The organism is Streptomyces luteireticuli, assembly GCF_041519305.1.
GTDB lineage: Bacteria > Actinomycetota > Actinomycetes > Streptomycetales > Streptomycetaceae > Streptomyces > Streptomyces luteireticuli.
Window position 1 is genome coordinate 7,030,195 of sequence record NZ_CP167927.1, and the last position, 25,635, is coordinate 7,055,829.

Sequence of the window (25,635 nt, forward strand, 5' to 3'; positions counted from 1 at the left end):
GTACGTCCCCCTTCACGGCAGAAAGGTACACAGTGATAAGACCTGGCTTACGCCATGCGTTCACCAGACTGGCCGTCGTGGCCGGAGTCTGGGCGTCGGTCGTCGGGATGACCGCCTCGGCCGCCGTCGCGGGGCCCACGCCCGTTCCGGTCCCGGGCAACGACCGGTCCGGAGTGTCCCACTACTTCAGCGGCCCGCAGGGGCTGGCCATTCCGACCGTGCCCTGCGACCCGGCCGGCCCGTCGGCCACCGACGGCATCATGGCCGACCAGCTCAACCCGCAGCTGCACGCCAAAATGGCCGGCTATATGGACGCCTACAAGGTGTCCTGCGCGCGGATGGTCACACAGGCGGTGAAGGACCGGGGGCTCAACCGGAGAGCCGCGGCCATCGCCATCGCCACGGTCATCGTGGAGAGCAGCATCAACAACTACTCCCAGGCCGTCGACCACACCAGCCTCGGGCTGTTCCAGCAGCAGGACTGGTGGGGCACCCGGGAGGAGCGCCTGAACCCGGCCCACGCCACCAACGCCTTCCTCGACCGCATGGAACAGCTGTACAAGGGCGGTTCGTGGAACAACGAGGCGATCGGCGAGGTGTGCTGGCACGTCCAGCAGCCGAGGGAGGACCTGCGCGGCCTGTACGCGGTCCAGGCGGACGACGCGGTGGTCGTCGCCAACGCGCTGTGGTCCGGGATGACCGGCGGCCCCAGACACCCTTACGGCTCGGGCCGGGTGGTGTCGGGGCGGTCCGCGGACGGCCGGTTGGAGGCTTTCGCGGCCGGTGCCGACGGTGTGTACCACTCGTGGCAGACCGCGGTGAACGGCGGCTGGTCGCAGTGGCGGCTCGAAGGGGGCCCGCGCGGAGCACAGTTGGCGGTGGCGACCAACGCCGATGGCCGGCTGGAGTTGTTCGCGTTGTCGGACAGCACGTTGGACCACATGTGGCAGACCGGGCCGAGTGCGGGCTGGTCGGGTTGGGAGAATTTCGGCACCGGAGGGTACCGGCTGGCCGCGGGGAGCAACGCCGACGGCCGTATCGAGGTGTTCGCCTCCAATGCCACGGGTGTGTTCCACCGCTGGCAGAGCGCGCCGAGCAGTGGCTGGGCGGGCTGGGAAGGCGTCGCCGGCGGCCCGGCCAACTCGCGGCTCGCCATCGAGAACGCCCCCGACGGTCGGCTGGAGGTGTTCGCGCTGTCGGACTCGACGTTCGGGCACCTCTACCAGGCCCAGGTCAACGGCGGCTGGTCGGCGTGGGAGAACTTCGGCGGAGGAGGACACGCCGTCACCGTCAGCTACAACCAGGACGGCAGGCTGGAGGTGTTCGCCTCCAACGCCAACGGCGTGTTCCACCGCTGGCAGACCGGCCCGGCCGCGTGGTCGGACTGGACGGGCACCGGCGGGCTCCCCAACGCCGAGCTGACCAGCTCGCGTTCGGTCGACGGCCGCGTCGAGGTGTTCGCGATCAACGCCAACGCCGCGAGCCACTCCTGGCAGACCCGCCCGAACGCGCCGTACTCGGAGTGGGAGACCTTCGGCGGCGGTGGCACCCAGATCGGTGCGGGCAACAACGCCGACGGCCGGATCGAGGTGTTCGGCACCGGCCGCGACGGTGTCCATCACCGGTGGCAGACCGGGTTCGCCACCTGGTCGGACTGGGCCTGGCTGAACGACTCCGGCCCCGCGGTCAACTAGCGGCTCCGGCAGGGATCTTCCGCGGCCACCGACGGGCTGCGGAAGATCCGCCTCGGCACATCGACCGGAAACGGATGGATCAATGCGCCATTCCAGAGTGCTGTGGGCCGTGCTCACCCTCGTGTTCTTGGCGGGATCGGCACTGCCCGCCGTGGCACTGCCCTCCACGGCGGGGTCCGGACAGGTCGGGGCCGCACCGTTCGTGCAGATCTACGACCCGAGCGTGGGCGAACCGGGTCCCTGGTACCTCAACGACCACACGTTTGTACAGGACGATCAGGGCACCTGGCACCTGTTCGGCATCACGCACGCCGAACCCTCGAACGACAAGGACGAGACCACCTTCGCCCACGCCACCGCGCCGAGCCTGAACGGGCCGTGGACGAAGCGTCCACCCGCGCTGTACGCGGATCCCGCCCGAGGCGAGACCCACCTGTGGGCACCGCATGTGATCAGGGCCGGGTCGACGTACTACATGTTCTACGCGGGCGGCGGATCCGATCCCGCCAACGCCGCGATCAGCCTGGCCACTTCCACCGACCTGTACACTTGGACCCGGTATCCCGGCGGTCCGCTGTTCCGTGACGGCTACGAGGCCCGCGACCCCATGGTGACCCGCGTCGGCGATCAGTGGGTCATGTACTACACCGCGACCGCCGGTCCGGGCGGCGGGAACCATGTGGTGGCGTACCGCACCAGCACCGACCTCGTGCACTGGAGCAACCGGTCGGTCGCGTTCACCGACCCGGAGAGCGGGCGCGGCGGCGGCGGGACCGAGTCGCCGTTCGTGGTGTTCGCGGGCGGGACGTGGCATCTGTTCCTCGGACCCCGGGGCGGATACGTCGGCACCGATGTGTTCTGCAGCCCGGATCCGTTCCGCTTCTCCGCGGACCAGCTCTGCGGCCATGTGTTCAGCCACGCGGCCGAAGTGATCGACACCGGGGGCCGGTGGTGGATCAGCCACGCCGGCTGGGGGCAGCGCGGGGTGTGGCTGGCCGGTCTCGACTTCGGCAACGGCAGCCGGCAGTACGCGGTCGAGGCCGGTTCGGACCCCGGCGAGCGGGTGGTGATCGTCTCCGGCGCCGACGGGCGGCAGGAGGCGTTCGCCGGCGGGCCGGACCAGGTGTGGGGGCGGTACCAGACCACGCGCGACGGGCCGTGGTCCGACTGGTATCCCTTCGGGGGACCGAGATCGGCGACGCTGTCCGCGGCACGTGACCTCGACGGGCGGCTCGAACTGTTCGCCTCCGGCGAGGGCCGGGTGGACCGCCGGGCACAGTCGGCGCCGAACGTATGGCAGGACTGGGAGAACTTCGGCACCGCCGCACACGACCTGACCGTGGCGCAGAACGCCGACGGCAGACTGGAGCTCTTCGCCAGCGGGCCGGAGGGTATTTACCACCGCTGGCAGACCGCGCCCGGCGGCACCTGGGCCGGGTGGGAGCCCTTCGGCGGACCCGCCGACTCGGTGATCGCCACCGGCCGGGACGCGAGCGGCCGGATCGAGGTGATCGCCGCCGCGAACGGCAGGGTGCACCGGCGCAGACAGGACGTGCCCAGTGGCGGCTGGCCCGCCGGCTTCGAGGAGTTCGGCTCCGTGCCCGGCGTCACGCACCTGGCCCTCAACAGACGGCCGGACGGCGCGCTCGACCTGGTGGCCGGCGGATCGGCCGGCCTGTCGCGGAGAGCCCAGTCCGGGCCTTCGGGCGCATGGTCCGCATGGAACGCCTTCGGGGGGCCGTCGGACGCCCGGATCCACGTGGGACGCAACGCCGACGGCAGGATGGAGGTCTTCGCCACCGGCCGCACCGGCATCGCGCACCGTTGGGAGAACGGCTCCGGCTGGTCGGCATGGGAGAGCTTCGGCCCCGGCGCGTCGGCGACCGCCTTCGGCACCAACGCCGACGGCCGCATCGAGGTCGTCGCCGGGACCTCCACCGGCCCGCTGAACGGCCGTTACCAGCTCGTGCCCAGCGGCGACTGGTCACCGTGGGCACCGGTCGGCGGCCCGCCGCTGGCGTGAATTTCATCGGTATGTCATCGACCGCTGCCATCGTCGTCCGGCGGCCTCGGCCGTCCGTGCACCGCCAACCACACGAGGAGAACTGCATGCGAAGAAGAATCGCGGCCGTGCTGGCCGGTCTCCTGGCGACAGCCGGGATTTCCCTGGCGCAGGGGACCGCAGCGCAGGCGACAGCTCCGTGCGACGGCACTTACACGATCGTCGTCGGGGGCACGGGCAGCTCCTGGAACAACGACGGCTTCCGCGGCAACATCCAGCAGCACGTCGGGTACCCCACCCAGATCCCCAACGGCGCGAGCGTCCGGGCGGGCGTCAACGAGCTGAACCGGCTGGTCCGCGACCAACGTGCGGCGTGCCCGGGCCAGCACGTCAAGATGGGCGGCTACTCCTTGGGCGCCGCGGTGGTGCATGTCTGGGTCAGCGAGAACTGGAGCACGTTCGACAACGTCAACGCCATTCTCGTCGCGGACCCCAAGCGCCAGGGTCCTCCCGGAACCAACGGCAGCACCACGCCGTTCGGCGTCTTCGTCGGCGCCCCGCTCGCAGGCGCCGACCGGAACTTCGGCAACGTGCCGGTCAAGACGGTCTGCAACTGGGACTACATCTGCGACGAGTCCGCCGGCATCTGGACCTACCCGAACAACCACATCAAGAACTACCCCGAAGACTTCAACATGGATCACCACAACGACAGTGCCAACGAGCAGTGGTACAACGGCGTCTGGTATCCGATGTAAAGCACGGGGAAACTCGTCGGCCGGGTACGTAGCCGAATTCCTTCACCGCCTGCCGCAGGCAGGCGGTGATTGTTTGTGCCGGTTCGCGCTGACGTGAGGGCGTGTCATCGCCCTTTTGCTGCCCGCAGCCGGCCTTGTCTCTCGTGAGGAAGGACCTTGTGCTTGACGGTCAGCCTCGGTGTACAGTACGGGCGTTCCGTTCGAACGGCTGAACTGGGTGGGGGCTCGGTTCGAGGGGGAGGCAGGGGCATCCGGCGCGACTCCGGTGAGGGTGGGACGGACGGATTCACGGGTCCGTGTTTCTGCTGTCCACGGCACGTTGATGGCCGTGCGCCCGCCACTGGCCGGGCCGCCGCCGAGGTCTCCGCTGCCCGCCCGCACCGTGTGACCGACATGCCGGTCCCTTGTGCTTCGGTGCCCCGCCGATGAAATCCCGAGGAGAGAACCGTATGTCACAGTCCGTACGTCCGGGCAGAGGCGCCGCGCTTCCGGTCGCGCTTGTTGGAGCGGCGTTGTTGTCCACCGGGACGGTGGGGATGGCGTTTGCCGATGAGGCGCCTAAGAATGGGCCGAAGGCCGGGGCCGTAGCGGGAAGCACGTCCGCGCGGGCGGCTGCCGCGTGGGCGGTGACGCAGCTTTCCGGTGGCAACAATGCCAACGGAGACGTGGAGCTGACTGCTGACCTTGTCCTGGGGCTGGAAGCCACGAACTCCGCCGGCCTCAAGGCCGAGGCTGCGACCGACTGGCTCCAGGGAAAGGCGGCCAAGTACGTCCACCGTGAGGACGGTATCAACGTCGAGCACGCGGCCAAGCTGGCCCTCGTCGCGGCGGCTTCCGAGCGTCACAAACCGAGCGCCTTCGGCGGGGATCTCCCGAAGCTCTTGAAGGATTCTGTCCAGAACGGTCGGTTCAAGGGGGGCAAGAGTGATGCGTCGAATCAGTCCGTTCAAGCACTCGCCATCATGGCGCTGCAGCGGACTGAGGGCCAAGTTCCCAAGGAAGCCATCGATTTGGTGATGAACAGCCAGTGCCCTGGTAAGGGCGGATTCCCGGCGATCCTCACCGAGAAGAAGGGGACGGGCGGTGGGGGCACCGGGTCCGCGGGTGCCGCGCCTGCTTCCTGCACCCCGGACGTCGAGAGCACTGCCATGGCAGTGCAGGCCCTGCTGAGTCAGGAAGGCAACAGCGATGCGCAGGCCGCGGCCGGGCTCGGCGTCACCTGGCTGAGGGCACAGCAGAATCCGAAGAACGGAGGATTCAGCCGCTTCGGTAAACTGGATAAGCGCAACAACACCAAGTCCACAGCCCTCGCCGTGGAAGCACTGGTCGCTGGGAACGAGCACGCGGACGCGAATAGGGGCGTCGACTGGCTGCAGAGTGTCCAGGTGGGTTGCCGCGGCGACCGCTCGGAATGGGGCGCTGTCGGCTGGAACAAGGCCGAGGTGGACAAGAAGACGCTGCTCACCACTGCGTACGCCATGCCTGCCCTCAACAGGCAGCCGCTGATCGCCATTTCCGGTCAGCACTCCACCCCGGGCACCGAGCCGTTCGTCTGCACGTCCAAGGACGAAACCTCGGATGGCTCCAGCACTACGGGCGGTACCTCCACGGAGTCGTCCAGCGCTTCCCCCGAGAAGAAGAGCCCCTCTCCCACCGAATCCTCTGCCTCCCCCACCACGTCCGAGACGACCGACCCGAGCGCCACCGCCACGGCGACTGCCACCGCCACCGCGACCGCGACTTCGGACACCACGTCCGGCACCACCAGCGGCTCCGGCGGGACCACCGGTACCGGCACCACGTCCGGCACCGGCTCCACCGGCAGCACCGCCAGTGACGACAGCCTCGCCCGCACCGGATCGAGCGCCGCGTTCCCCGCCGCCATCGGCGCCGGTACGCTCCTGCTCGCCGGATCGGGTGCCATGGTCGCGGCCCGCAAGCGTCGCAACGGCGCCAACTGACGTCGTACTCCACCGCGAACGAGACAGGCGCCGTACCCACCCGGGTACGGCGCCTGTTCGGCGCGGAGGGCCGCGGGATGACAAGGTGTGTTTGACACCGGCCCTCCGCCCCCGAACCCCGAAGGAACACGACCGCCGCCATGCCCCTGCACGAACTCGCCTCCGTCGGCCCCTTCTTCGCGCTGCGCACCGACGAGGACGAACTGGCAGGGGCCGGTGGCTACCTCCCGCTCGGTGAGGACGCCGTCCGGCTCAGGGTCGAGACCGTGGGCCGGCGGCTCGGGACCGAGGACGTGCGGATCGCCGCGTCCGTGGCCTTCCAGGGCATCACCGGCCGCCTCCTCTCGATCGCCCTGGGCTCCGCCACCCTCACCGGCCGCCTGCCCGACCTCACCACCCTCCGCTGGCACCCCCTCCTCACCGCCCCCGAGGACCTCTGGCTCCCGGGCGCGCCCATGCTGCCACCTGCCCCGGACCCGGTCGCCCAGATCACGGCAACCGTGCTGGACGCCCGTCTGGTCCCGCTGTACGAGCTGATGCGGGACGTCGTCCCGATCTCGCCCCGCCTGATGTGGGGCAACGCGGGCTCCTCCCTCGCGGGTGCCCTCCGCGTCCTGCACGCCTGGTGCCGGGAGCAGGGGCGTCAGGACGACGCCACCTATGCGGTCACCCTGACCCGCGCGCTCTTCGCGCACCCGTTGCTCGCCGACACCGGAGTCCTGCGCGCCGATACCGAAGGCACGCCGTCGTTCGCTCGGGACACCTGCTGCCTCTACTACCGCGTGCCGACGGGCGCCGGCATGTGCGGCGACTGCGTGCTGCGCCACCCGCCCAGGTCCCGGCAGCACTGACGAGCCCTGCGGCTACCTCATGGATGTGGTGCGATCCGGGCAGGCCGTGATGTCTTGAGCAAAGGCGACGTAGGCAGCAGGGCTGAACCTGAGTATCGGACCGCTCGGTATTTTCGAGTCGCGTATCGCGATGTTTCTGACGTCGAGAGATAACGCGACCTCTACACAGTTCTGTCCTCCAGAGCTGTAACTACTCCTCCTGAACTGTTGGTTCATTGTGTCTCCTTGAGGATTCTCTTGATGAAGTCGCGGGATGAATCCGGGGCGAGAGCCCGCTCGCGGAGCCGGCCGAGTGCGGACTCGTATCGCCCGACGTGGGAGTCCTCCTCCAAGTAGATGGAGGTGGTGAGTGGTTCGAGCGCGACAACCGGCTCCCCCGCGTCGAACCGGAAGACCGTGTACGCGCCGTCGATGCCAGTGTGCACCCCGGCTGCGAACGGCAGAACCTGCAGGTCGACGTTGGGAAGTTCGGACTTGTCGAGCAGGTGCTCAAGCTGCCCTCTCAGGACAGCCGGTCCGCCTACTTGGCGCCGCAAGCATGCCTCGTCAAGGACGCACCACATCGAGAGTGGTGCCGCAGGGCCCGCCGCCTCGCCCTGTCGGTACGTCAGGACGGTCTGTCGTTTCATGCGCAGTTCGGTGAAAGTCCTCACCTCGCGCGCAGTGCTCCACATGCTGCTGCCTTCGATGACCGCATGCGCGTAGTTCACGGTCTGCAACAGGCCGGGAATCACCAAGGCTGCGTAGGTATCTGCATGATGTGCCACTTCTTCCAGCTCGATGAAGTCGGCAAAAGGTGCGCGAATCGCGTCGCCGTACTGTGCGAACAAGTTCTTCCGGCGACCGGCCTCGGCGAACCGCGCGATCCTTCTGACTTCTGCGATCTGTACGGCGTCTTCGACCCCGTACACCTCGAAGAACCTGTCCAGTTCGGGGCGCTGCTTGCCGTTCTCAATCTTGCTCAGCGTGGGAGCGCCGGACAGGCCGAGCAGTTTGGCGGAATCCACGAGATTCAGGCCGGCCCGGACCCTCATGGTCCTCAAGATCGCACCGAGCCTCCGACGCATCAGAGTCGGCGTGGCGTCGGACATGTGATCACCTTCTCCACTGGCATGGGGTGACTCTAACGGCCTCAACCGTCAGCCCAAGAACGGTAGTTAACACGTTCGAGGCAACCTTGAGGCGAAAATTTGCGCCTCAAGGTTGGTTGCTCGCAGTGTGGTGGAGGAGAACCGACGCAGACCACTCCAGGGGGTCGTCAGTGATGACATACAGAGCGGGCACCTACGTGGTGGATGTCCATGAGGGGAAGCTTGCGCAAGTGGTCGGATCGTGCGGCGACCTCGTCGAGGTCCGTGAGCCGTACGGCAGCTCGCGTTGGGAGGCTTCCGCGAGTGCGCTGCGGTTGGCGACCAGGGAGGAGCGTCAGGCAGCAGGACTGCGCCCGTACCAGTCGGGTTGCGACGAGTGCGCCGAGCTCGAAGCGGCCGGGCAGACGGCTGCTGCGATGCAGGACTGGCCGCGTTCCCGGAACGCCACCGCCGCCAGGTACACGCATTGGATTGCGGTCCACTCCGCTTCGGCGCCCCGGAGGAGCAACTGATGCGTGCCGTAGGACGCTTGATCAGTCACTGCCCGCACCGCTCGGGCTGGGAGCCCGGCGAAGGAGAGGCGCGCTGCCGCGACTGCGGCACACGCCGCTTCACCGACTACCGCGCCCTCCGCACCCCGGAACGCCCGACCGCGACCACCTCGACCGCCTCGCCACCGAGAGACCGCGCCCGCGCGGACCGCTCGGCGGCGATCCTCATCTCGCGTGGTCTCCACAACCTCTGCCGCTGGGGAAGCAGCAACAGAATGTGGCGCCTGGCTGTCTGATGAGGCGGGCAGTTGTGACGCGTCCCACGTGAGAGATGTACGGGACCAGGCCGCCGCCGGTCGGCCGTGTCCTCGTCCGCCCGCGAGGGGGGGGCGGTACGGCCCCGTGCCCGCACCGCCCCACCCAACCACCTTGCCGGTCAGTTCAGTTGAAGTGGTGGACGGCGCCCGCCGCCCAGCCCGGGTCCCCGTTCCGCGCGAACGACGCCCACGCGCGCTGGACTTCGCCGGCCAGGGCCGTCGGCTGTTCGCCGGCCAGCATCGCCGCGTCCTTCCAGGCGCCCGGGGAGCCGAGCAGGAAGGGGAGTTCGATGCAGTGGCACGCGCCGTACTCGCTGTGCTTCGGCGACCAGTCGAACTGGTAGCGCCAGGGGGGCGTGCCGCGGTCGGTGAGGAGCTTGGCCAAGTGGTCTTCCGGGTTGCGGAAGAGCTGTTGAGTGCACATGTCGACGACGACCTGGGTGACCGTCCGGCCGTGGGGGGTGGCATAGGACGCGTCGCCGAACCACTGCGTCGCGAACCGGTTCAGGTCGTCCTGGGTGAGTTTCTCCACGGCCGGGTCGCCGACGATGTAAGCCCCGGCCTCGTCGCGGGTGTTGCCCAGCATGACCTGGATGCCGGCGTCGGTGAGTGCCCCCGCGGCACGCACCGGGTCGTCCTGCACCAGGTCGCCGTCGGCGACGGGCTGGAAGGGCGGGATCGCGTTGAGCGGCCTGGCCGTGGCCATGGCCACGGCGTTCTGGGCGTGGAGCAGGTCGGCGACCGGGACGGTGCGCAGGCGGGCGCCGTCGGACGGGCCCAGGCCCAGCTGTTTCAGGAGGAGTTCGCTGTGCGCCTTGGCCTCCTCCGCGGTGCCGGGCGGCATGCCGGAGGGGACGCTCTGCAGGATGGCGCGGTGGAAGAGGCCCTTGGCCCGGGGGTTGGCCAGCATGGCGAGGATGGAGTAGCCGCCCGCCGACTGGCCGGACAGGGTGATGTTGGAGGGGTCGCCGCCGAAGGCCGCGATGTTGTCGTGGAGCCAGCGCAGTCCGGCCAGTTGGTCGCGCAGGCCCAGGTTGGGCTCGCTGACTCCGGGGAGGTCGAGGAAGCCCAGCGTGCCGAGGCGGTAGGCGACGGTCACCACGACGATGTCGCCGGTGGCGGCGAGGGCGGCCCCGTCGTACCAGGGCAGTCCCGCCCCGCCGGTCCAGAAGCCGCCGCCGTGGAGGAAGACCAGCACCGGATGTCCGGTGCCGGGCGGCGCCCACACGTTGAGGGAGAGGCAGTCCTCGGACTGGGGGACGGTGAAGTCGCCCATCACATGGGCCAGGGGGGAGGTGAGTTGGGGGGCCGCGGGGCCCGGTTCGAGGGCGTCGCGGACGCCCGTCCAGGGCTGGACCGGGCGCGGCGGGGAGAAGCGGTCGGTACGGGCGTAGGGGATGCCGCGGAAGGCGGTGACCGTACCGGCGGCCCGGCCGCGGACGCGGCCCGACGTCGTGGTGACGACCGTCCGGGCGTCGGGGGCGAGTTGGGCGGCGTGTACGAAGGGGGTCGGGAGGGCCGCGGCGCCCGCTCCTACGGCTCCGGCCCGGAGCAAGGTGCGTCGGGAGATGCCCGTGCTACGCGAGTTGCGTATGTCGTCGTCGTTCATGAGTGGATCATGGCCCGGAATCGCTCATTCGCTCCTCGAACTCCCGGACGACGCCGTGAAGCGACATCGGTCTAGCCTGGAGGGGTGGATTCGGTCACCTCGTCGGTCGCCCCATTGGTCGCCTCACCGCTCACCACGACAAGCCCGTCGTTCGTCGTGGACCCGCTCGACCTGCGGATCCTGCACGCGCTGCAACTCGACGGACGCGCCCCGTTCCGCCGGATCGCCGACGTCCTCGGTGTCTCGGACCGGACGGTCGCCCGCCGCTTCGACCGCCTGCGCGCCTCCGGCGTCGTCCGGGTGACGGTCGTACCCGACAGCAGCCGTACCGGGCAGGGGGAGTGGCTGGTGCGGCTGCGCGTGCTGCCGGACGCCGCGCATGCCGTCGCCGATGCGCTGGCACGGCGGCCGGACACCCCATGGGTGTGCCTGGTGTCGAGCGGTACGGAGATCGTGTGTCTCTTCCGGACGATGGACGGCGCACCGGCGCCGCTCGCCGGACTGACGTACCGTCAGGGAATCGTCCACGCCGACGCGCAGCGGCTGCTGCGCCACCTGACGGATCACCGTCGGCAGGCCGGTGACGGCACCCCCGTGGCCCTCACCGACCTCGACCGGCGGCTGTTGCCGGCACTCGCCGCCGACGGCCGGGCCGCCTACCCCCAACTGGCCCGTACCGTCGGCTGGTCCGAGTCCGCCGTCCGCCGACGGCTGGAGGAATTGCGCGAGTCGCGGACGATCCGCTTCGACGTCGCCACCGATCCCCGCCTGTTCGGCTACTCGGCCCAGTGCCTGCTCTGGCTGTCCGTCACCCCCTCCCGCATCTCCTCCGTGGCCGGAGCGCTGGCCGGCGACCCCGGTACGACCTTCGTCGGGGCGACGAGCGGTCCGCACCAGTTGCTGGCCGTTATGGTCTGCCGCGATGAAATCGCGCTGTACGACTACGTCAACGAACGGATCGGGGCGCTGGACGGGGTGCGGTCCGTGGAGACCGCCGTGGTCACCCGCCACGCCAGGCCGTCCTGCCTCCTCATCGGGGCGATACCGGTGGACCGCGGATCCTGAAGTCCCTGCTGAAATCCCTGCTCATCGTGCGGTGAAGAACAGGCCGGCGCCGCACGCGTCGCGCGCGGAGACGAAGAACCCGTCCTCCGTGGTGCGCGTGGCGGTCCCGTTGCGCTCGACGATGCCGCGGGCGACGCCGACGTCCTCGACCCGCACCGTCATCGCGGCCAGGTAGGAGGGGGCGGGCACGGGCTCGCCGGGGAGGAGCTCCCCGGCCGCCGAGGCGCGGACGACGTCCACCCGCCCGGAGCCCATCTCCAGTGCGGCGAGGGGCCCTTGGCGGTGCGGCACGGTGTCCAGGATCCGCGCGTACCGGTCCACGACCGCCGCGAAGACGGGGTCGTCGGCGACGATCAGGACGCCGCCGAGGCCGTGCGCGCCGTTGGGATGGTCGAGGAAGTGCGGCTGGTGCACATACTCGCGGGTCAGGTGCTGGGCTATGCCCACCCGGCCCTCGCCGGTCGCCGCCGGGTCGAGGTGGACGAACCGGGCCCGCAGGGTGCGGTTGCCGTCCCGGGTGGCGGCGCCGCGCTCCAGCTCCACGACGTCCGAGGCGGGCAGCCCGGCGGCGGTCAGCCGCCGGCCGGAGATCCCGGCGTCGTCGGTGTCGAAGGCGACCGCCTGGAACCCCTCGTACCGGTCGGCCGTCGCCCGGGCGCGCCACGGATCGGGCGCCGACTCGTCGACGATGCCCAGCAGTTCGATGTAGGAGTCGCCGAACAGGGCGCACCGGTTGGCGGTGCAGGTGAGGACGGGGTCCCGCCCCGCCCCTTCGCTCAGCCGATGGCGGGAGCGGGGGCTGAGGGCGAAGCCGAACGAGAGGTAGGCGTGCGCCAGTCCGTCCAGGTCGCGGGTGAGGATGCTCGTGTGGTGCAGGCCATGGATGTCCCGGGTCATGGACCGATCATGGCCCGGAAAAGGGCCGATCGCCGACCGGGCGGCCGGTCGACGCCGTGATCCGACACGGGGGGCGCCCCGGGGGACGGAATCGGTCACCCGGGAGGTCGGGTCGCTAGCGCTCCTGGAGCACCGACAGCACGTTCCCCGCCGGGTCCGTGAACCAGGCGATGAGCGGGCCCCCGCCGCGGAAGATGCCCTTCTCGTCCGCCTCCAGGCCCGGGTAGCGTTCGAACTCGACGCCACGGGCCGTGAGTTCGTCCACGGCCTGCTCGATGTCCGGCACGGGGAAGTTGAGGACGGTGAACGAGGCGGGGGTGTGGTCGGCCTTGGGGTAGACCAGGATGGTCGCCCCGCCGGCCGGGTGCAGGTGCAGCAGGCCGTGTTCCTCGGTCACGTCGAGGCCCAGGGTCGTGCCGTAGAAGCGGGCCGCCTCGGGTACGTCGTCCACGGAGAAGCCGCTGAACGCCTTGCTGTCACGGAGCGGGGGCGTCGGTGTCGGGGGCACGGCTATGCGTCCTCCAGCCGGAAGCCCACCTTCAGGCCGACTTGTACATGGGCGATCCGGCCGTTCTCCAAGTGGCCGCGTACCTGGGTGACTTCGAACCAGTCGAGTTCCCGGAGCGTTTGGGCGGCGCGGGCGATGCCGTTGCGGATCGCGTCGTCCATGCTGTCCGCGGACGAGCCGACGATCTCCGTCACCCGGTAGGTGTGGTTGGGCATGGGCTCTCCCTCGTGTGCCTCGTGCCGGGGCCGTCCTTCCAGGGTGCCTTGGCGCGGGCCGAGGCGCGCGGGCGGTGGGGCGTTCGGGGGATTTTGCCCCTGGCCCTCCCCCAGAGGGGGCACCCCCATTTCACCGTTTCTTCCGGGGCAAGCCCCAGGCCCCTGAAGCGCCCTTCGGGCGCTGTCCTCAAACGCCGGACGGGCTGGGTTTACGGCACAACCGTCACCGGCCACCGCCCCGCCTTCACCAGCCGCACCGCCACCGACCCCACAATCCGGTGCCCCGCCCGTTCCGACGCGCCGACGACGACCGCGTCCGCCTTCAGGTCGTCCGCGGCCCGGACCAGGCCGGAGAACGGGTCGCCGCGGAAGGTGTGGAACTCCCAGCGGACGGAGTAGACGTCCCGCAGACGTTCCGTCGTCGCGCGGATCTCGCCCAGGAGTTCCTCCGCGACCTCCTCCGTCACATCGCTCACGGGCGCGCCGAGTGCCGCACTGCCCGCGAGGATCGGCTGGACGTAGACGAGCGCGAGCAGCGCGTGCTGGCGGCGGGCCAGGCCTGCGGCGTAGGAGGCGGCGCGCCAGGAGGACTCGGAACCGTCGACGCCGACGACGATCACCTTGGGGCCGTCGGTGCCGCGTTCGAAGCCGGTGGGCAGGCCGGCGCTCTCGGGGGTGCGCTGCTCGTCGTTCACACCCCCAAGGCTACCTGCGGATATACGGGGATTTCAGTCCCTGGTCCAGCCCCCGTTCCAGTCCCCCGCGGGGCAGGGGCGGGAGAGGGAGAGGGCGAAGCGGGAGGCGGAGTCGGTCCACCAGTGGGCGAGCTCCAGGCCCGCCGCCGCCAGCTCCCGCGCGACCTTCTCCCGGCGGAACTTCGCGGAGATCTCGGTGCGCAGCTCCTCGCCCTTCTCGAAGGAGACCTCGAGGTCGAGGGCGCGGACCTTGACGGTCACGGGGCGCAGCGCCCGCAGCCGCATCTCGATCCACTCCTGGTCCGGGTCCCACAGGGCGACGTGGCCGAAGTCGTCGGGGTCGAAGTCCGCGCCCAGTTCGCGGTTGACGACCAGGAGCACGTTCTTGTTGAAGGCGGCGGTGACGCCCCGCGCGTCGTCGTAGGCGGCGACCAGGGCGCGTTCGTCCTTGACCAGGTCGGTGCCCAGGAGCAGGGCGTCGCCCGGGGCCAGCCGTTCCCGCAGCACGGCGAGGAAGTCCGCGCGCTCGGCGGGCGGCAGGTTGCCGATGGTGCCCCCGAGGAAGGCCAGCAGGCGCGGCCCCGGGGTGTCCGGGAGGACGAGCCCGTCCTGGAAGTCGGCGACGAGCGCGTGCACGGTGAGCTCCGGGTGCTCCTCCAGCAGCGTCGCGGCGGCCCCGGCGAGGGCGCTCTCGCTGACGTCGACGGGGACGTAGGTGTGCAGGTGCGGCAGGGCGCGGATGAGGTGGCGGGTCTTGTCGGAGGAGCCGGAGCCGAGTTCGACGAGGGTGCGGGCGGCGGTGGCGCGGGCGATCGCGTCCGCCCGGGCCAGCAGGATCTCGCGCTCGGCGCGCGTGGGGTAGTACTCGGGCAACAGCGTGATCTCGTCGAAGAGTTCGCTGCCCCGCGCGTCGTAGAACCACTTCGGCGGGAGCGCCTTGGGCGAGCTGGTCAGTCCCTCGGCGACGTCGGCGCGCAGGGCGGCGGCCGTCGCGTCGGGCGGAAGGGTGCGGGTGAGGGCGAACGGGCTCACGGAAGGGGCTCCTTGCGCGAAAGAAGGACCGACGAAGGGCTACAGGGGGGCTACAGGGGGGAGAGGGAGAGGCGGGTGCGGTCGGCGGTCAGGAGGGTGCGGTCGGGCACCTCGGTCCAGCGCGGGTCGTCGTCGTAGGGCTCGGACGCCACGACGACCCGTTCACCGGGACCGGCGAGGTACCAGAGGGCGTCCCCCCAGGCGGTGGCGGTCACCACCGCGCCGTCGGTCAGCAGCAGGTTCAGCCGGGACCCGGGTGCGGCCTCCGCCAGCGTGATCACGGCCCCGGCCAGCGCCCGTTCGGGCGCGGCGCCGGCCAGCAGCCGGTGCGCCACCAGGGCCCAGACGAACGCCGCGTCGCAGCGGGCCTCCAGGCGCAGCAGTGCGCCCGGCGGCAGCAGCGGCGCGAGCGGCACCGCGGAGTCGGGCCAGCCGGTCAGCGCGCCCTGGTGGCTGAAGAGCCAGCGGCCCGTGGTGAACGGCGCCGCCGCGTCCTCGCCGTCGCCGGGCACGGTCGCGTCCCGCACCGCGGCCAGCAGCGCCCGGCTGCGGACGACGCGTATCAGGTCGGCGAAGGACCGGTCGGCCCAGACGGGCCCGGCCCTGCGGTAGCGCGCGGGCCGCGGATCGCCGTCCGCGTACCAGCCGATGCCGAAGCCGTCGGCGTTGACCGTGCCGTACCGCTGTCGGCGCGGCGCCCAGGACTGCCGCACCAGGGAGTGCGGCGGTTCGGCGACGGACGCGCCGAGCGGGGCGTCGGGGCCCAGGACGGCCAGGTGCCGGCACATCAGCGCGGCTCCGCATCGCGCGCGGTGCGGAAGCCGGCGAAGATCTGCCGGCGTTGCGGCAGGTCCCAGTTGCGGAAGGTGCCCCGGCAGGCGACGGGCGCGACGCCGAAGGAACCGCCGCGCAGCACCTTGTGGGAAGTCCCGAAGAAGACCTCGGAGTACTCGCGGTAGGGGAAGGCGCGGAAGCCGGGGTACGGCAGGAAGTCGCTCGCCGTCCACTCCCATACGTCGCCCATCAACTGCCGCACGCCCAGCGGCGAGGCGCCGTCCGGGTACGAGCCGACGGGCGCCGGACGCAGGTGCCGCTGGCCGAGGTTGGCGTGGCGCGGCGCGGGGTCCGTGTCGCCCCAGGGGTAGCGCCGGGAGCGGCCGGAGGCGGGGTCGTGCCGGGCGGCCTTCTCCCACTCGGCCTCCGTCGGCAGCCGCCGCCCCGCCCAGGCGGCGTATGCGGCCGCCTCGTACCAGCTCACGTGCAGCACCGGCTCCTCGGGCGGTACGGGCTCCACCGCGCCGAAGCGGCGGCGCACCCAGACCGTGCCCTCCCGCCGCCAGAACAGCGGTGCGGTCAGGCCGTGGCGGCGCACCTGCTCCCAGCCCGCCGGGTGCCACCAGCGCGGCTCGTCGTAGCCGCCGTCCTCGATGAAGTGCTGGTAGGCGCGGTTGCTCACGGGCACGGTGTCCAGGAAGAACGCCGGGACGTCGCGCACATGGGCGGGCCGTTCGTTGTCCAGCGCCCAGGGCTCGGCGGTGGTGCCCATGGTGAACGGGCCGCCCGTGACGAGGACTTCACGGGGCAGTGCGGCGGCGTCCGCCGGGGCGGGCGGCGGCTCGGGGGCGGTCAGCGCCACGGGCCCGGACCGCAGCTGATGGGTGATCAGCATGGTTTCGTCGTGCTGCTGCTCGTGCTGGGCGATCATCCCGAAGGCGAAGCTCGCCTCCAGCAGCGGCCCGCCGCCCTCCACCGGGACGCTGTCCAGGAGGTCCAGCACCCGCCCCCGTACATCCGCCGCATAGCCGCGCGCCTGGTCGGGCGGCAGCAGCGGCAGCGACGGGCGCTCGGCCCGCGGGTGCTCGAACGCGTCGTAGAGCGGGTCGAGTTCGGGCCGCAGCGCCGCCTGCCCGCCCACCGCGCGCCACAGCCACAGCTCCTCCTGATTGCCGATGTGCGCCAGGTCCCACACCAGCGGCGACATCAACGGCGAGTGCTGGGCGGACAGTTCGGCGTCCGGCACGCAGCCCGTGAGCGCGCCGGTGCGCTCACGGGCCGTGAGCAGGGCGTCCGCGGCGCGCCGTCGCAGCGCGCCGGGACCTGCCCCGTACTCCGTTCCGTTTCCGTTCTCCTCCCCGCGGCCGGTCACGAGCCGGCCTCCGTGTCCACGGGACGTTCCGCGACCAGGTCCAGCAGATCGTCGGCGGGGCAGCGGCCCCGCACCACGTACCGGCCGATGAACTCGTCCACCGCCGCGAGGATCCGCGGCGAGGCCCCCAGCCGGGGCAGGGCCTCCCGGGCCGCTGCGAAGCAGACGACGGCCGCGGCGTGCAGCTCGGGGTCCGAGAGCCCGTCCCGCGCCGCCCTGCGCCACAGCGGATTGCGCGGGGTCGGCTCCCCGGCCGCCGTGTCCGCCAGGGCCTTGACCGTCCGGTACGCGGTCTCGGCCGCCGACGGATCGTCGAACAGGGCCACCGTCACGGCCAGCGGCACCATCCAGCCGTCCTCCCCGGGCTGTGCGTCGATCATGCGCAGCTCCAGGTGGCCGCGCGGCCGTATCGGCGGGAACAGCGTGGTGAGGTGGTAGAGCACGTCGCCCACTGTGGCCGGCCGCGGCTCGCCGGTGCGCAGCCACTCGCGCAGCGCCAGCCCCCGCCTCGGCTCCCACGGGCCGTTCTCGCCCCGGACGAACATCACCTCCGCGTCCAGCGCGTACTGCGTCCACGCGGCGCGCGGCTCCATGTCCTCGGCGGGGGCGAGGGTGCGGCCGGGGTCCATGCGCGCGTACGTCGCCTGGCGGGTGGAGCGCCAGCCGGTCGGACGGCCCTTGTGCAGCGGGGAGTTGGCGAACGCCGCGTTGAGCACCGCGCCCAGCAGGTGCGCCAGCCGCCAGCGGCGGCCGAAGCCCAGCGGGCCGGGTTCCTCGTGCCCCGCGTCGAGGCAGACCTGGACGGAGGCGGTGCGGCACATGATGGTGCTCCCGGCCTCGTTCCAGGAGTTGTAGAAGACCTCCATCGCGTCGTACCGGCGGGTGACGACCACGCGGCCGGGATGGGTCCACGGCTCCTTGCCGTAACCGGAGAGGAAGAGCCCGATGTCCCGCAACTCGGCGCGGGCGAGGGCGAGATCGGCGGCCACCTCCTCCACACAGGCGGTGAGGGAGTCGGTGGGCTGCGAGCTGAACTCGATCTGGCCGCCGGGCTCGACGGTGAGCAGCGATCGCAGCGGGAGTTTCTGCAGGCGGTCGGCGGCCGCGGCCAGCCGGGCCGGTTCGACGGGTCGGGTGGGATCGTGCAGGTCGTGGACGAGCCACTCCAGCTCGACCCCCAGGAGCCTGGGTGGTCCGGTCTTGAAGCAGATGCCCCGGACCAGGGCCTCCGCCTCGTCCACGCTGACCGTCCGGGCGGAGCCCGCACCATAGGCTGTGCTCTCGTCGGTCACTCCGGGTGCCCTCCTGTCGGTAAGCCCCAATTTCCTGTACCCCCAATCGGACGGCACCACTCGCCCGGCCTCTCGCCGCCGGGTCCTTGACGGCGCCCTGACGGCCTTGACGCGCCCGGCCGGCCGCGGCGTACGGTCCCGGGGTGACCGCACTCCAGGTGACCGCCGTCTTCGACCCCGCGGCCCACGCCCGGGGCGTCCCCTACGCGCTCTACCGGGAGCTGCGCGAGCACGCCCCCGTGTGCCGGGTGCCCGAACCACCGGTCGGCGACTGGCCCGCCGGTCCCGGCTACTGGGCCGTCTTCCGGCACGCCGACGTCAAACACGTGCTGCGCACCCCCGAGCTCTTCTCCTCCCACCTGGGCGCGACCCAGCTGCGGGACCCCGACAGCCCGGAGGACCTGCGCTTCGCCCGGGCCATGATGCTCAACCAGGACCCGCCCGGCCACGTACGGCTGCGCCGCATCGTCGCCGCCGCGTTCACCCCGCGCGCGGTGCGGGAGCTGGAGGACGTCATCGAGGCGCGGGCGCGCGCCCTGGTGGGGGCCGTCGCCCCGCACGGAACGTGCGACTTCGTGCCGCTCGCCGCCGACCTGCCCGTACGGACCCTCGCGCATCTCATGGGCGTCCCCGAGGAGGACCGCGCCCTGCTGGCGGACTGGGCGGACCGGGTCATCGGCTACCAGGACCCCGAGCGCGCCGACGCCGACGCCGTCGACCCCGCGCAGCTCAGCCCCCTGGGCCGCGCCGCGCACGCCCTGCGCCCCGGACCGCTCGTCCGGCCCGACGGCGCCCCGCTCAACCCCCGCTCCCGGGCCGCCCTGCCCGACATGTTCGCCTACGCCCACGGGCTCGCGCGGCGGCCGAGGGCGGGCAGCGTCATGGCCCGGATGCGGCAGGCTGGCCTGTCCGGCGACGAGTTCGAGACCATGTTCTTCCTCTTCGCCGTGGCCGGGAACGAGACCCTGCGCAACGGCATACCCGGCGCCCTGCACACCCTCCTCGACCACCCGGACCAGCTGGCCCTGCTGCGCGAGCGACCCGGGCTCACCGCCACGGCGGTCGAGGAGGCGCTGCGGTACTGGCCGCCGGTGCTGCACTTCCGGCGCACCGCCACCCGGGACACCGAACTCGCGGGGGTGCGCATACGGCGCGGCGAGAAGGTCGTCGTCCACCACGGCTCGGCCAACCGCGACGAGCGCGTCTTCCCCGACCCCGACCGCTTCGACATCACCCGCAGCCCCAACGACCACGTCAGCTTCGGCTTCGGCCCGCACTTCTGCCTGGGCGCCCATCTCGCGCGCGTCCAGACGGGAGCCCTGCTGCGGGCCGCCCTCGACCTGCTGCCCGGCCTCGGACGGGCAGGCGAACCCGTCCGGCTCACCTCCAACTTCCAGAACGGCCTCAAGCACCTGCCCGTCAGGTGGAGAACAGCGCCGTGAACGCGTCCGTGGTGTCCGAAGGGGCGTGCCCGAAGGGCGAGTTGAAGTCCCAGATGAGGAAGAGGAGGAAGGCGATCAGCGCGGTGTAGACCCCGGCGAGCAGCAACTCCCGCGAGGAGCGCCGGATCTGCAGGGTGAAGATCAGCCCCACCGCGACCAGCGCCCCGCCGATCAGCCCGAACCACACCACCCCCGGCATGGTGTCGCCGGCGCCCTGCGCCCGGGCGTTGCGGGCCGCGTCCGCGGCGCCGACCTGGTCCAGCAGCGGCTGGTAGGACTGGCCCTCGTGGTCGTCGCGCGGCACGTACGCGGTGACGTCGGTCCGCACCCGGTCCAGCAACGCCGCGCCCCGGCCGGTCAGTTCGCCCGTGTCGAGCATGCCGGGCCACTCCTCGCGCACCACGTAGCGCACATAGGCGTCCACGTCCTGCCGGACCCGGTCGCGGGCCGGCGGCGCGAACGCCTGGACGCGCTCGGTCACTTCGTGCAGGGCCTGCGCCTCGGCCTGGACGGTGGCCTGCGCGGTGTTGCGCGCCTCCCAGACGCCGGCGATGGCCAGGCCCAGCACGATCGCGTAGACCACGCCGATCATCATCGTCATGTACTCGATCACGTCCGGGATCCCGGACCGGTCCCGGTCCGGGCCGCGCCCGCGCTCCTTGAACAGGGCGATGGACAGCACGACGGCGGTCGCGACGGCGATCGTGAGGACCAGGACCAGCCAGTCGGACATGGGCGTCTCCGGGAGGAACGGGCGGCGGGGGTGCGCCGTGATCCTGCTTCCCCCGCCGCCCGTTCACCCGGATGGCCGCCGCGTTTCCCTCGATGAGGTGAGCTGTTCGAATCCGGTGTGCGTGTGTCCCTTTGTACGTGTGTCCCTTGTCCCTTCCTTACGCGCCCTTCGCCCGTCTTTACGCGTCCTTCGCCCGCGCCCGCTCCAGGACCGCTCCGAAGTCGGTGCCCGCCGGCAGGGTGCCGAACGCCTGCCCCCAGTCCCCGCCCAGCCGCGACGCGCAGAACGCGTCGGCCACCGCCGGGGGCGCGTGCCGCACCAGCAGGGCGCCCTGGAGGACGAGCGTCAGCCGCTCGGCGAGCCGCCGGGCGGCCAGCTGGTCCCGCTCGCCGTCCCCGAGCGAGCCCAGCAGCTCCCGCAGCCCGTCCGCCGCCGCGTCCAGCCGGGCGTCCGCGCCCGCCGCGAGCGCGACCTCCGCCTCGTAGGCGTCCAGCGCGGCCGGTTCCCGCCGCAGTGCCCGCAGCACGTCCAGGGCCGCGACGTTGCCCGAGCCCTCCCAAATGGACAGCAGCGGCGCCTCCCGGTACAGCCGCGGCAGGCCCGACTCCTCCACGTACCCGTTGCCGCCCAGGCACTCCAGCGCCTCCGCGGCGTGCGCGCTGCCGCGCTTGCACACCCAGTACTTCCCGGCCGCCAGCGCGAGCCGGCGCAGCGCCCCCTCGGCGGCATCCCCCGCCTCCGACCGGTCCAGCGCCGCCGCCAGCCGCAGCGCCAGGACGGTCGCGGCCTCCGACTCGACGGCCAGATCGGCCAGGACGTTGCGCATCAGCGGCTGGTCGATCAGCTCCGCGCCGAACGCCCGGCGGTGCGCCGTGTGGTGCAGCGCCTGCCGCAGCCCGGCCCGCATCCCGGCGGCGGAGCCGATCACGCAGTCGAGCCGCGTCATGTTGACCATCTCGACGATGGTGCGCACCCCGCGCCCCGGCTCGCCCACCCGCCAGGCCACGGCCCGCTCGTACTCGACCTCCGCCGAGGCGTTGGAGCGGTTGCCCAGCTTGTCCTTGAGCCGCATCAGGCGCATCGCGTTGCGGGTGCCGTCGGGCAGGACGCGCGGCATCAGGAAACAGGTCGGGCCCTCCTCGGTCCGGGCCAGGACCAGGAACACATCGCTCATCGGCGCCGAGGTGAACCACTTGTGCCCGGTGAGCACATAGGTGCCCTCGCCGGCCGGGACGGCCGTGGTGGTGTTGGCGCGGACGTCCGAGCCGCCCTGCTTCTCGGTCATCGACATGCCGGCGATCAGCCCGCGTTTGGCGAGCGGCGGGCGCAGCCCGGGGTCGTAGACGGGGGAGGCGAGCAACGGCTCGTAGGCGGCGGCCAGTTCGGGCTCGGCCCGCAGGGCGGGGACGGCGGCGTTGGTCATCGAGACCGGACAGCCGTGGCCGGGCTCGGCCTGGGCCCAGACGTAGAACTTGGCCGCCCGCACCAGATGGGCGCCGGGGCGGGCCTGGATCCAGGGCGCGGCGTGCTGGCCGCTCTCCACGGCGGCGGTCATCAGGTGGTGCCAGGCCGGGTGGAAGTCGACCTCGTCGACGCGATGGCCGTAGCGGTCGTGGGTGCGCAGCACCGGCGGGTACGCCTCGGCCTGGCGCGCCCACTCCTGCACCTCCGCCGAGCCCGCCCGGGCCCCGAGGGCGCGGACCGCCTCCTCGCCCCAGCCGCCGCCGTCCCTGCGGAGGGCCTCCAGCAGGGCCGGGTCGTCGGCGGTGGTGAAGCCGGTCAGGGGCGGGGCCTGGTTGAAGACCTCGTGCGTGCTCACGGGCGACCTCCGGGTGGTGCGCTACGAGACGTACTGGACGCGCTACGGAACGTACTTCTGCGGGCGTACTTCTGCGGGCGTGCTTCTGTGGAACGTACTTGATGGAGTACGGACAACCGGGGCGATTATCGCGGGGCCCGCGTCCCCCCGAGAGGCTGTTGGGGAATATGAGGAATCGGTGACAGTTCCCGGGTGCGGACCCCTCGCGACGCATTGGTGTGCTTACCCGACAGATACTGTCCGTATGTCACGCGTGCTTCTGATCGAGGACGACCGGGCCGTCAGGGAAGGGGTCACCCTCACCCTGCGCCGCCGCGGCCACGAGGTCGAGGCCGCGGGGACCGGCGAGGCCGGGCTCGCCGCCCTCGCCTCCTTCCGCCCCGACCTCGTCCTGCTCGACCTGATGCTGCCCGACATCAGCGGCTTCGAGGTCTGCCGCCGCATCCGCACCACCCAGCAGCTGCCGATCATCATGCTCACCGCCCGCAGCGACGACATCGACGTCGTCCTCGGCCTGGAGGCCGGCGCCGACGACTACATCGTCAAGCCCGCCCGCGGCGAGGTCCTGGAGGCCCGCATCCGCGCCGTCCTGCGCCGCGCCGCCCTCCCCGACGGCGGCGGCCCCGACCCCGAGCGCCCCGCCCCCGCCGAGACCCACGGCGACCTGGTCGTCGACCGCGCCGGACTGCTGGTCTCCAAGCACGGCCAGGACCTCGCCCTCGCCCCCTCCGAGATGAAGCTGCTGCTCTACCTGTCCGCCACCCCCGGCCGGGTCTTCAGCCGCCAGCAGCTCCTGGAGCACGTCTGGGAGCACAGCTACCACGGCGACGCCCGCCTCGTGGACGCCTGTGTGATGCGGCTGCGCACCAAGGTCGAGGACTCCACGCGCTCGCCCCGCTACATCCAGACCGTGCGCGGCTTCGGCTACCGGTTCGGCCCGCTGTGAGACGCCCCGGCGGAGGGGTGCGCGGCCTGGCCCGCGGCCTGCGCGCCCGCCTCGTCGTCGCCTTCCTCCTCGTCGCCGCGCTCAGCGCGCTGGCCACCGCCGGGCTCACCTTCCGCGAGGCGCGCACCGCGATCCTCCAGCGGACCCAGGACACCGCCGTCAACGCCCTGCGCGGCCAGGTGAACTCCCAGGTGACCGATCTCAGGATGCCGCCGGAGAAGGCCGACCTGGCCAATTTCTCCAGGGGGCTCGATGTGGCGGGCGAGGCCGCCCAGCACTGGATCGTCCACACCCGCTACAAGGGCGGCCCGATGGTCCCGGCGGTGCGCCCCGAGGACGACGGCGTCATCGGCTCCGGGGTCCAGGAGAAGGTCGGCAACGGGATCCCGGCCGTCCAGCGCGTCGAGTCCGACGGCCGCCCCTGGCTCGTCATCGGCCTGCCCGTCACCTACCAGAACAGCAGCACCACCTCCGGGCTGGAGGTCTACGCCCGCGTCCCGCTGCGCGAGGACGACGCCAACGTCGAGTCCCTGGTCAAGGCGGCGCAGAGCGGGGCGCTGCTGTCCGTCGGACTCGCCGTCGTCCCCGCCCTGTTCGCCGCCCGCAGCGTGCTGCGGCCCGTCCGCGAACTGCGCCGCGGCGCCCAGCAGATCACCGACGGCGCGCTCGACACCCGGCTGAAGATCACCGGCGGCGACGAACTCGCCGACCTCTCCCGGACGTTCAACGGCATGGCCGCCGCGCTGGAGAAGAACGTCGCCGAACTGCGGCGCATGGAGGCCAACTCGCGGCGCTTCGCCGCCGACGTCTCGCACGAACTGCGCACCCCGCTGGCCGCGATGACCGCCGTCGTCGACGTCCTCGACGAGGACGCCGGGACCCTCGACCCGGACACGGCCCACGCCGTGCGGCTCATCAGCGAGGAGACCGGAAAGCTGGCCCGCATGGTCGAGGACCTGATGGAGATATCCCGCTTCGACGCGGGCGCCGCGGCGCTGCACCTGGACGAGGTGGACGTCGCCGAGACGGTCCGCAAGACGCTGCAGGCCCGGGGCTGGCAGGACAAGGTCGCCGCGGACCTGGCGGAGGGCGTGCGCGCCCGGCTCGACACCCGGCGCATCGACGTCGTGGTCGCCAACCTCGTCGGCAACGCGCTGCGGCACGGCGGGGAGCCGGTACGGGTCTCGCTGCGCGCCGACGAAGAGCGTCTGTCCATCGAGGTCGCGGACCGCGGCCCCGGCATCGACCCCGAGGTCCTGCCGCACGTCTTCGACCGCTTCTACAAGGCCGACGCGGCCCGGACCCGCTCCGAGGGGAGCGGCCTCGGCCTCGCGATCACCCTGGAGAACGCGCGGCTGCACCACGGCACCGTGCGGGCGGCCAACGGCCCCGAGGGCGGGGCCGTGTTCACCGTGGAGCTGCCGCTCTGCGCCGGAGGTGAGGAGGAATGACGATGCGACGCGTGCTCGCCGCCGTGGGGCTGCTGGCACTGCCGGTGCTGCTCACCGGCTGCGGCATCGAGCGGACCGAGGCCATCGACTTCGGCCTGCCCGCGACCGGCGCCAAACGGCCCGGGGAGCGTGGATGGAGCGCCCGGCTCTACTTCGCCGTCGCCAACAACGTGGTCGGAGCGTCGCGCCCGGCGGACGGACCCGTGAGCGCGGAGGACGCGGTGAAGCTGATGCTGCAGGGACCCAACGAGCCGGAACGTGCCCGGCAGTTCGTCAGCGAGGTCATGCTGAAGTCGGGGGTCTCGGTGACGGCGGCGCGGGGCCAGGTGTCCATCCAACTGCCGCTGGATGTCAGTAAGTTGACGCGGACGGCGCGGACGCAGCTGGTGTGCACGGCGGCGCACAACGAGGTGCCGGGGGCTTCGCGGTGGCAGGACGTGAAGGTGACGTTGGTGGGGGACGGGAAGAAGCTGCCGGATTTGGTGTGTGATCGGTGGTAAGGGGGTGCAGGTTCCGCTTCGCGGGAGTTGTGCCCCGGTCCCGCCCTTTCACCGTTTCTTCCGGGGAGACCCCGGACCCCATTCGCCCTTCGGGCGAAGTCCTCAAACGCCGGACGGGCT

At 71.8% G+C, this 25,635-nt stretch carries 24 protein-coding genes; 11 read left to right on the forward strand and 13 right to left on the reverse strand.

The features are described from left to right. Positions 1-32 precede the first annotated feature (32 nt). The 5 genes from AB8735_RS31555 (at position 33) to AB8735_RS31575 (ending at position 7,266) form a co-directional block, all read left to right on the forward strand. Positions 33-1,694, forward strand: a complete 1,662-nt coding sequence (locus AB8735_RS31555; protein WP_372411024.1) for a peptidase M23 — start codon at positions 33-35, stop codon at positions 1,692-1,694. A gap of 82 nt (positions 1,695-1,776) precedes the next feature. Beyond that, positions 1,777-3,717, forward strand: coding sequence for a glycosyl hydrolase family 32 (locus tag AB8735_RS31560; RefSeq protein ID WP_372411025.1), 1,941 nt, complete (start codon positions 1,777-1,779; stop codon positions 3,715-3,717). A gap of 86 nt (positions 3,718-3,803) precedes the next feature. Next, positions 3,804-4,454, forward strand: coding sequence for a cutinase family protein (locus tag AB8735_RS31565; RefSeq protein WP_372411027.1), 651 nt, complete (start codon positions 3,804-3,806; stop codon positions 4,452-4,454). A gap of 449 nt (positions 4,455-4,903) precedes the next feature. Further along, the gene (locus AB8735_RS31570; protein WP_372411029.1) at positions 4,904-6,415 is read left to right on the forward strand and encodes an LPXTG cell wall anchor domain-containing protein; all 1,512 of its coding nucleotides are present in this window, start codon (positions 4,904-4,906) and stop codon (positions 6,413-6,415) included. Between the two features lie 140 nt (positions 6,416-6,555). Beyond that, positions 6,556-7,266, forward strand: coding sequence for a (2Fe-2S)-binding protein (locus AB8735_RS31575; RefSeq protein ID WP_372411031.1), 711 nt, complete (start codon positions 6,556-6,558; stop codon positions 7,264-7,266). A gap of 12 nt (positions 7,267-7,278) precedes the next feature. On the opposite strand, the gene AB8735_RS31580 is transcribed toward AB8735_RS31575, so the two are convergent. Then, entirely contained in the window at positions 7,279-7,482 is a 204-nt protein-coding gene (locus AB8735_RS31580; RefSeq protein ID WP_372411032.1) for a DUF397 domain-containing protein, read from the reverse strand. Beyond that, complete coding sequence (locus tag AB8735_RS31585) at positions 7,479-8,357, reverse strand: helix-turn-helix domain-containing protein (RefSeq protein ID WP_372411034.1); 879 nt, start codon at positions 8,355-8,357, stop codon at positions 7,479-7,481. Before AB8735_RS31585 ends, AB8735_RS31580 begins: the two co-directional genes overlap by 4 nt. A 511-nt stretch (positions 8,358-8,868) precedes the next feature. Here AB8735_RS31585 and AB8735_RS31590 point away from each other — a divergent pair. Beyond that, positions 8,869-9,144 (forward strand): DUF6255 family natural product biosynthesis protein, encoded by a 276-nt coding sequence (locus tag AB8735_RS31590; RefSeq protein ID WP_372411036.1) that lies wholly within the window; start codon positions 8,869-8,871, stop codon positions 9,142-9,144. 145 nt (positions 9,145-9,289) lie between these two features. Here the strand turns inward: AB8735_RS31590 and AB8735_RS31595 are convergent, their stop codons facing one another. Next, complete coding sequence (locus AB8735_RS31595; protein WP_372411038.1) at positions 9,290-10,774, reverse strand: carboxylesterase/lipase family protein; 1,485 nt, start codon at positions 10,772-10,774, stop codon at positions 9,290-9,292. Between the two features lie 84 nt (positions 10,775-10,858). Between AB8735_RS31595 and AB8735_RS31600 the strand changes: the two genes are divergently transcribed. After that, on the forward strand, positions 10,859-11,839 hold the full coding sequence (locus tag AB8735_RS31600) for an Lrp/AsnC family transcriptional regulator (RefSeq protein WP_372411040.1): 981 nt from the start codon (positions 10,859-10,861) through the stop codon (positions 11,837-11,839). Positions 11,840-11,860: 21 nt separating this feature from the next. On the opposite strand, the gene AB8735_RS31605 is transcribed toward AB8735_RS31600, so the two are convergent. The 8 genes from AB8735_RS31605 to egtA all read right to left on the reverse strand — a co-directional run bounded on the left by AB8735_RS31605 (position 11,861) and on the right by egtA (position 18,624). Then, positions 11,861-12,736 (reverse strand): VOC family protein, encoded by an 876-nt coding sequence (locus AB8735_RS31605; RefSeq protein WP_372411042.1) that lies wholly within the window; start codon positions 12,734-12,736, stop codon positions 11,861-11,863. A 115-nt stretch (positions 12,737-12,851) separates the two neighbouring features. Further along, positions 12,852-13,244, reverse strand: coding sequence for a VOC family protein (locus tag AB8735_RS31610; protein WP_372411043.1), 393 nt, complete (start codon positions 13,242-13,244; stop codon positions 12,852-12,854). 2 nt (positions 13,245-13,246) lie between these two features. Next, the gene (locus AB8735_RS31615; protein WP_344022241.1) at positions 13,247-13,459 is read right to left on the reverse strand and encodes a dodecin; all 213 of its coding nucleotides are present in this window, start codon (positions 13,457-13,459) and stop codon (positions 13,247-13,249) included. A gap of 209 nt (positions 13,460-13,668) precedes the next feature. Further along, positions 13,669-14,154, reverse strand: coding sequence for a universal stress protein (locus tag AB8735_RS31620; RefSeq protein ID WP_372411045.1), 486 nt, complete (start codon positions 14,152-14,154; stop codon positions 13,669-13,671). A gap of 33 nt (positions 14,155-14,187) precedes the next feature. After that, positions 14,188-15,186 (reverse strand): L-histidine N(alpha)-methyltransferase, encoded by a 999-nt coding sequence (egtD, locus tag AB8735_RS31625; protein ID WP_372411047.1) that lies wholly within the window; start codon positions 15,184-15,186, stop codon positions 14,188-14,190. Between the two features lie 50 nt (positions 15,187-15,236). Then, positions 15,237-15,974, reverse strand: a complete 738-nt coding sequence (gene egtC / locus AB8735_RS31630; RefSeq protein ID WP_372411049.1) for an ergothioneine biosynthesis protein EgtC — start codon at positions 15,972-15,974, stop codon at positions 15,237-15,239. Next, positions 15,974-17,332 (reverse strand): ergothioneine biosynthesis protein EgtB, encoded by a 1,359-nt coding sequence (gene egtB / locus AB8735_RS31635; protein ID WP_372411051.1) that lies wholly within the window; start codon positions 17,330-17,332, stop codon positions 15,974-15,976. Before egtB ends, egtC begins: the two co-directional genes overlap by 1 nt. Further along, positions 17,329-18,624, reverse strand: a complete 1,296-nt coding sequence (egtA, locus tag AB8735_RS31640; protein ID WP_372411052.1) for an ergothioneine biosynthesis glutamate--cysteine ligase EgtA — start codon at positions 18,622-18,624, stop codon at positions 17,329-17,331. Before egtA ends, egtB begins: the two co-directional genes overlap by 4 nt. 143 nt (positions 18,625-18,767) lie before the next feature. Between egtA and AB8735_RS31645 the strand changes: the two genes are divergently transcribed. After that, positions 18,768-20,066: a cytochrome P450 gene (locus AB8735_RS31645; protein ID WP_344022253.1), complete on the forward strand. Its 1,299-nt coding sequence runs from the start codon at positions 18,768-18,770 to the stop codon at positions 20,064-20,066. Here the strand turns inward: AB8735_RS31645 and AB8735_RS31650 are convergent. Further along, complete coding sequence (locus AB8735_RS31650) at positions 20,044-20,799, reverse strand: hypothetical protein (protein ID WP_344022255.1); 756 nt, start codon at positions 20,797-20,799, stop codon at positions 20,044-20,046. The genes AB8735_RS31645 and AB8735_RS31650 overlap by 23 nt on opposite strands. A 178-nt stretch (positions 20,800-20,977) precedes the next feature. Continuing rightward, a complete protein-coding gene (locus AB8735_RS31655) occupies positions 20,978-22,618 on the reverse strand; it encodes an acyl-CoA dehydrogenase family protein (protein ID WP_372411054.1) in 1,641 nt (546 codons plus the stop codon). Between the two features lie 244 nt (positions 22,619-22,862). On the opposite strand from AB8735_RS31655, the gene AB8735_RS31660 reads away from it, so the two are divergent. Genes AB8735_RS31660 through AB8735_RS31670 form a run of 3 tightly spaced genes read left to right on the forward strand, consistent with a single transcriptional unit; the run spans position 22,863 to position 25,515 of the window. Further along, positions 22,863-23,564, forward strand: coding sequence for a response regulator transcription factor (locus tag AB8735_RS31660; RefSeq protein ID WP_344022259.1), 702 nt, complete (start codon positions 22,863-22,865; stop codon positions 23,562-23,564). Between the two features lie 17 nt (positions 23,565-23,581). Further along, the gene (locus AB8735_RS31665) at positions 23,582-25,015 is read left to right on the forward strand and encodes a HAMP domain-containing sensor histidine kinase (protein ID WP_344022261.1); all 1,434 of its coding nucleotides are present in this window, start codon (positions 23,582-23,584) and stop codon (positions 25,013-25,015) included. Then, entirely contained in the window at positions 25,012-25,515 is a 504-nt protein-coding gene (locus AB8735_RS31670) for a hypothetical protein (protein ID WP_372411056.1), read from the forward strand. The genes AB8735_RS31665 and AB8735_RS31670 overlap by 4 nt, the downstream gene beginning before the upstream one ends. Positions 25,516-25,635 lie beyond the last annotated feature (120 nt).

Excerpts from the sequence above, each read along its gene's own strand:
- AB8735_RS31560 (WP_372411025.1), top strand. The coding sequence starts at position 1,777 with ATGCGCCATTCCAGAGTGCTGTGGGCCGTGCTCACCCTCGTGTTCTTG.
- AB8735_RS31565 (WP_372411027.1), top strand. The coding sequence starts at position 3,804 with ATGCGAAGAAGAATCGCGGCCGTGCTGGCCGGTCTCCTGGCGACAGCC.
- AB8735_RS31570 (WP_372411029.1), top strand. The coding sequence starts at position 4,904 with ATGTCACAGTCCGTACGTCCGGGCAGAGGCGCCGCGCTTCCGGTCGCG.
- AB8735_RS31575 (WP_372411031.1), top strand. The coding sequence starts at position 6,556 with ATGCCCCTGCACGAACTCGCCTCCGTCGGCCCCTTCTTCGCGCTGCGC.
- AB8735_RS31580 (WP_372411032.1), bottom strand. The coding sequence starts at position 7,482 with ATGAACCAACAGTTCAGGAGGAGTAGTTACAGCTCTGGAGGACAGAAC.
- AB8735_RS31585 (WP_372411034.1), bottom strand. The coding sequence starts at position 8,357 with ATGTCCGACGCCACGCCGACTCTGATGCGTCGGAGGCTCGGTGCGATC.
- AB8735_RS31590 (WP_372411036.1), top strand. The coding sequence starts at position 8,869 with ATGCGTGCCGTAGGACGCTTGATCAGTCACTGCCCGCACCGCTCGGGC.
- AB8735_RS31595 (WP_372411038.1), bottom strand. The coding sequence starts at position 10,774 with ATGAACGACGACGACATACGCAACTCGCGTAGCACGGGCATCTCCCGA.
- AB8735_RS31605 (WP_372411042.1), bottom strand. The coding sequence starts at position 12,736 with ATGACCCGGGACATCCATGGCCTGCACCACACGAGCATCCTCACCCGC.
- AB8735_RS31615 (WP_344022241.1), bottom strand. The coding sequence starts at position 13,459 with ATGCCCAACCACACCTACCGGGTGACGGAGATCGTCGGCTCGTCCGCG.
- egtC (WP_372411049.1), bottom strand. The coding sequence starts at position 15,974 with ATGTGCCGGCACCTGGCCGTCCTGGGCCCCGACGCCCCGCTCGGCGCG.
- AB8735_RS31650 (WP_344022255.1), bottom strand. The coding sequence starts at position 20,799 with ATGTCCGACTGGCTGGTCCTGGTCCTCACGATCGCCGTCGCGACCGCC.
- AB8735_RS31660 (WP_344022259.1), top strand. The coding sequence starts at position 22,863 with ATGTCACGCGTGCTTCTGATCGAGGACGACCGGGCCGTCAGGGAAGGG.
- AB8735_RS31670 (WP_372411056.1), top strand. The coding sequence starts at position 25,012 with ATGACGATGCGACGCGTGCTCGCCGCCGTGGGGCTGCTGGCACTGCCG.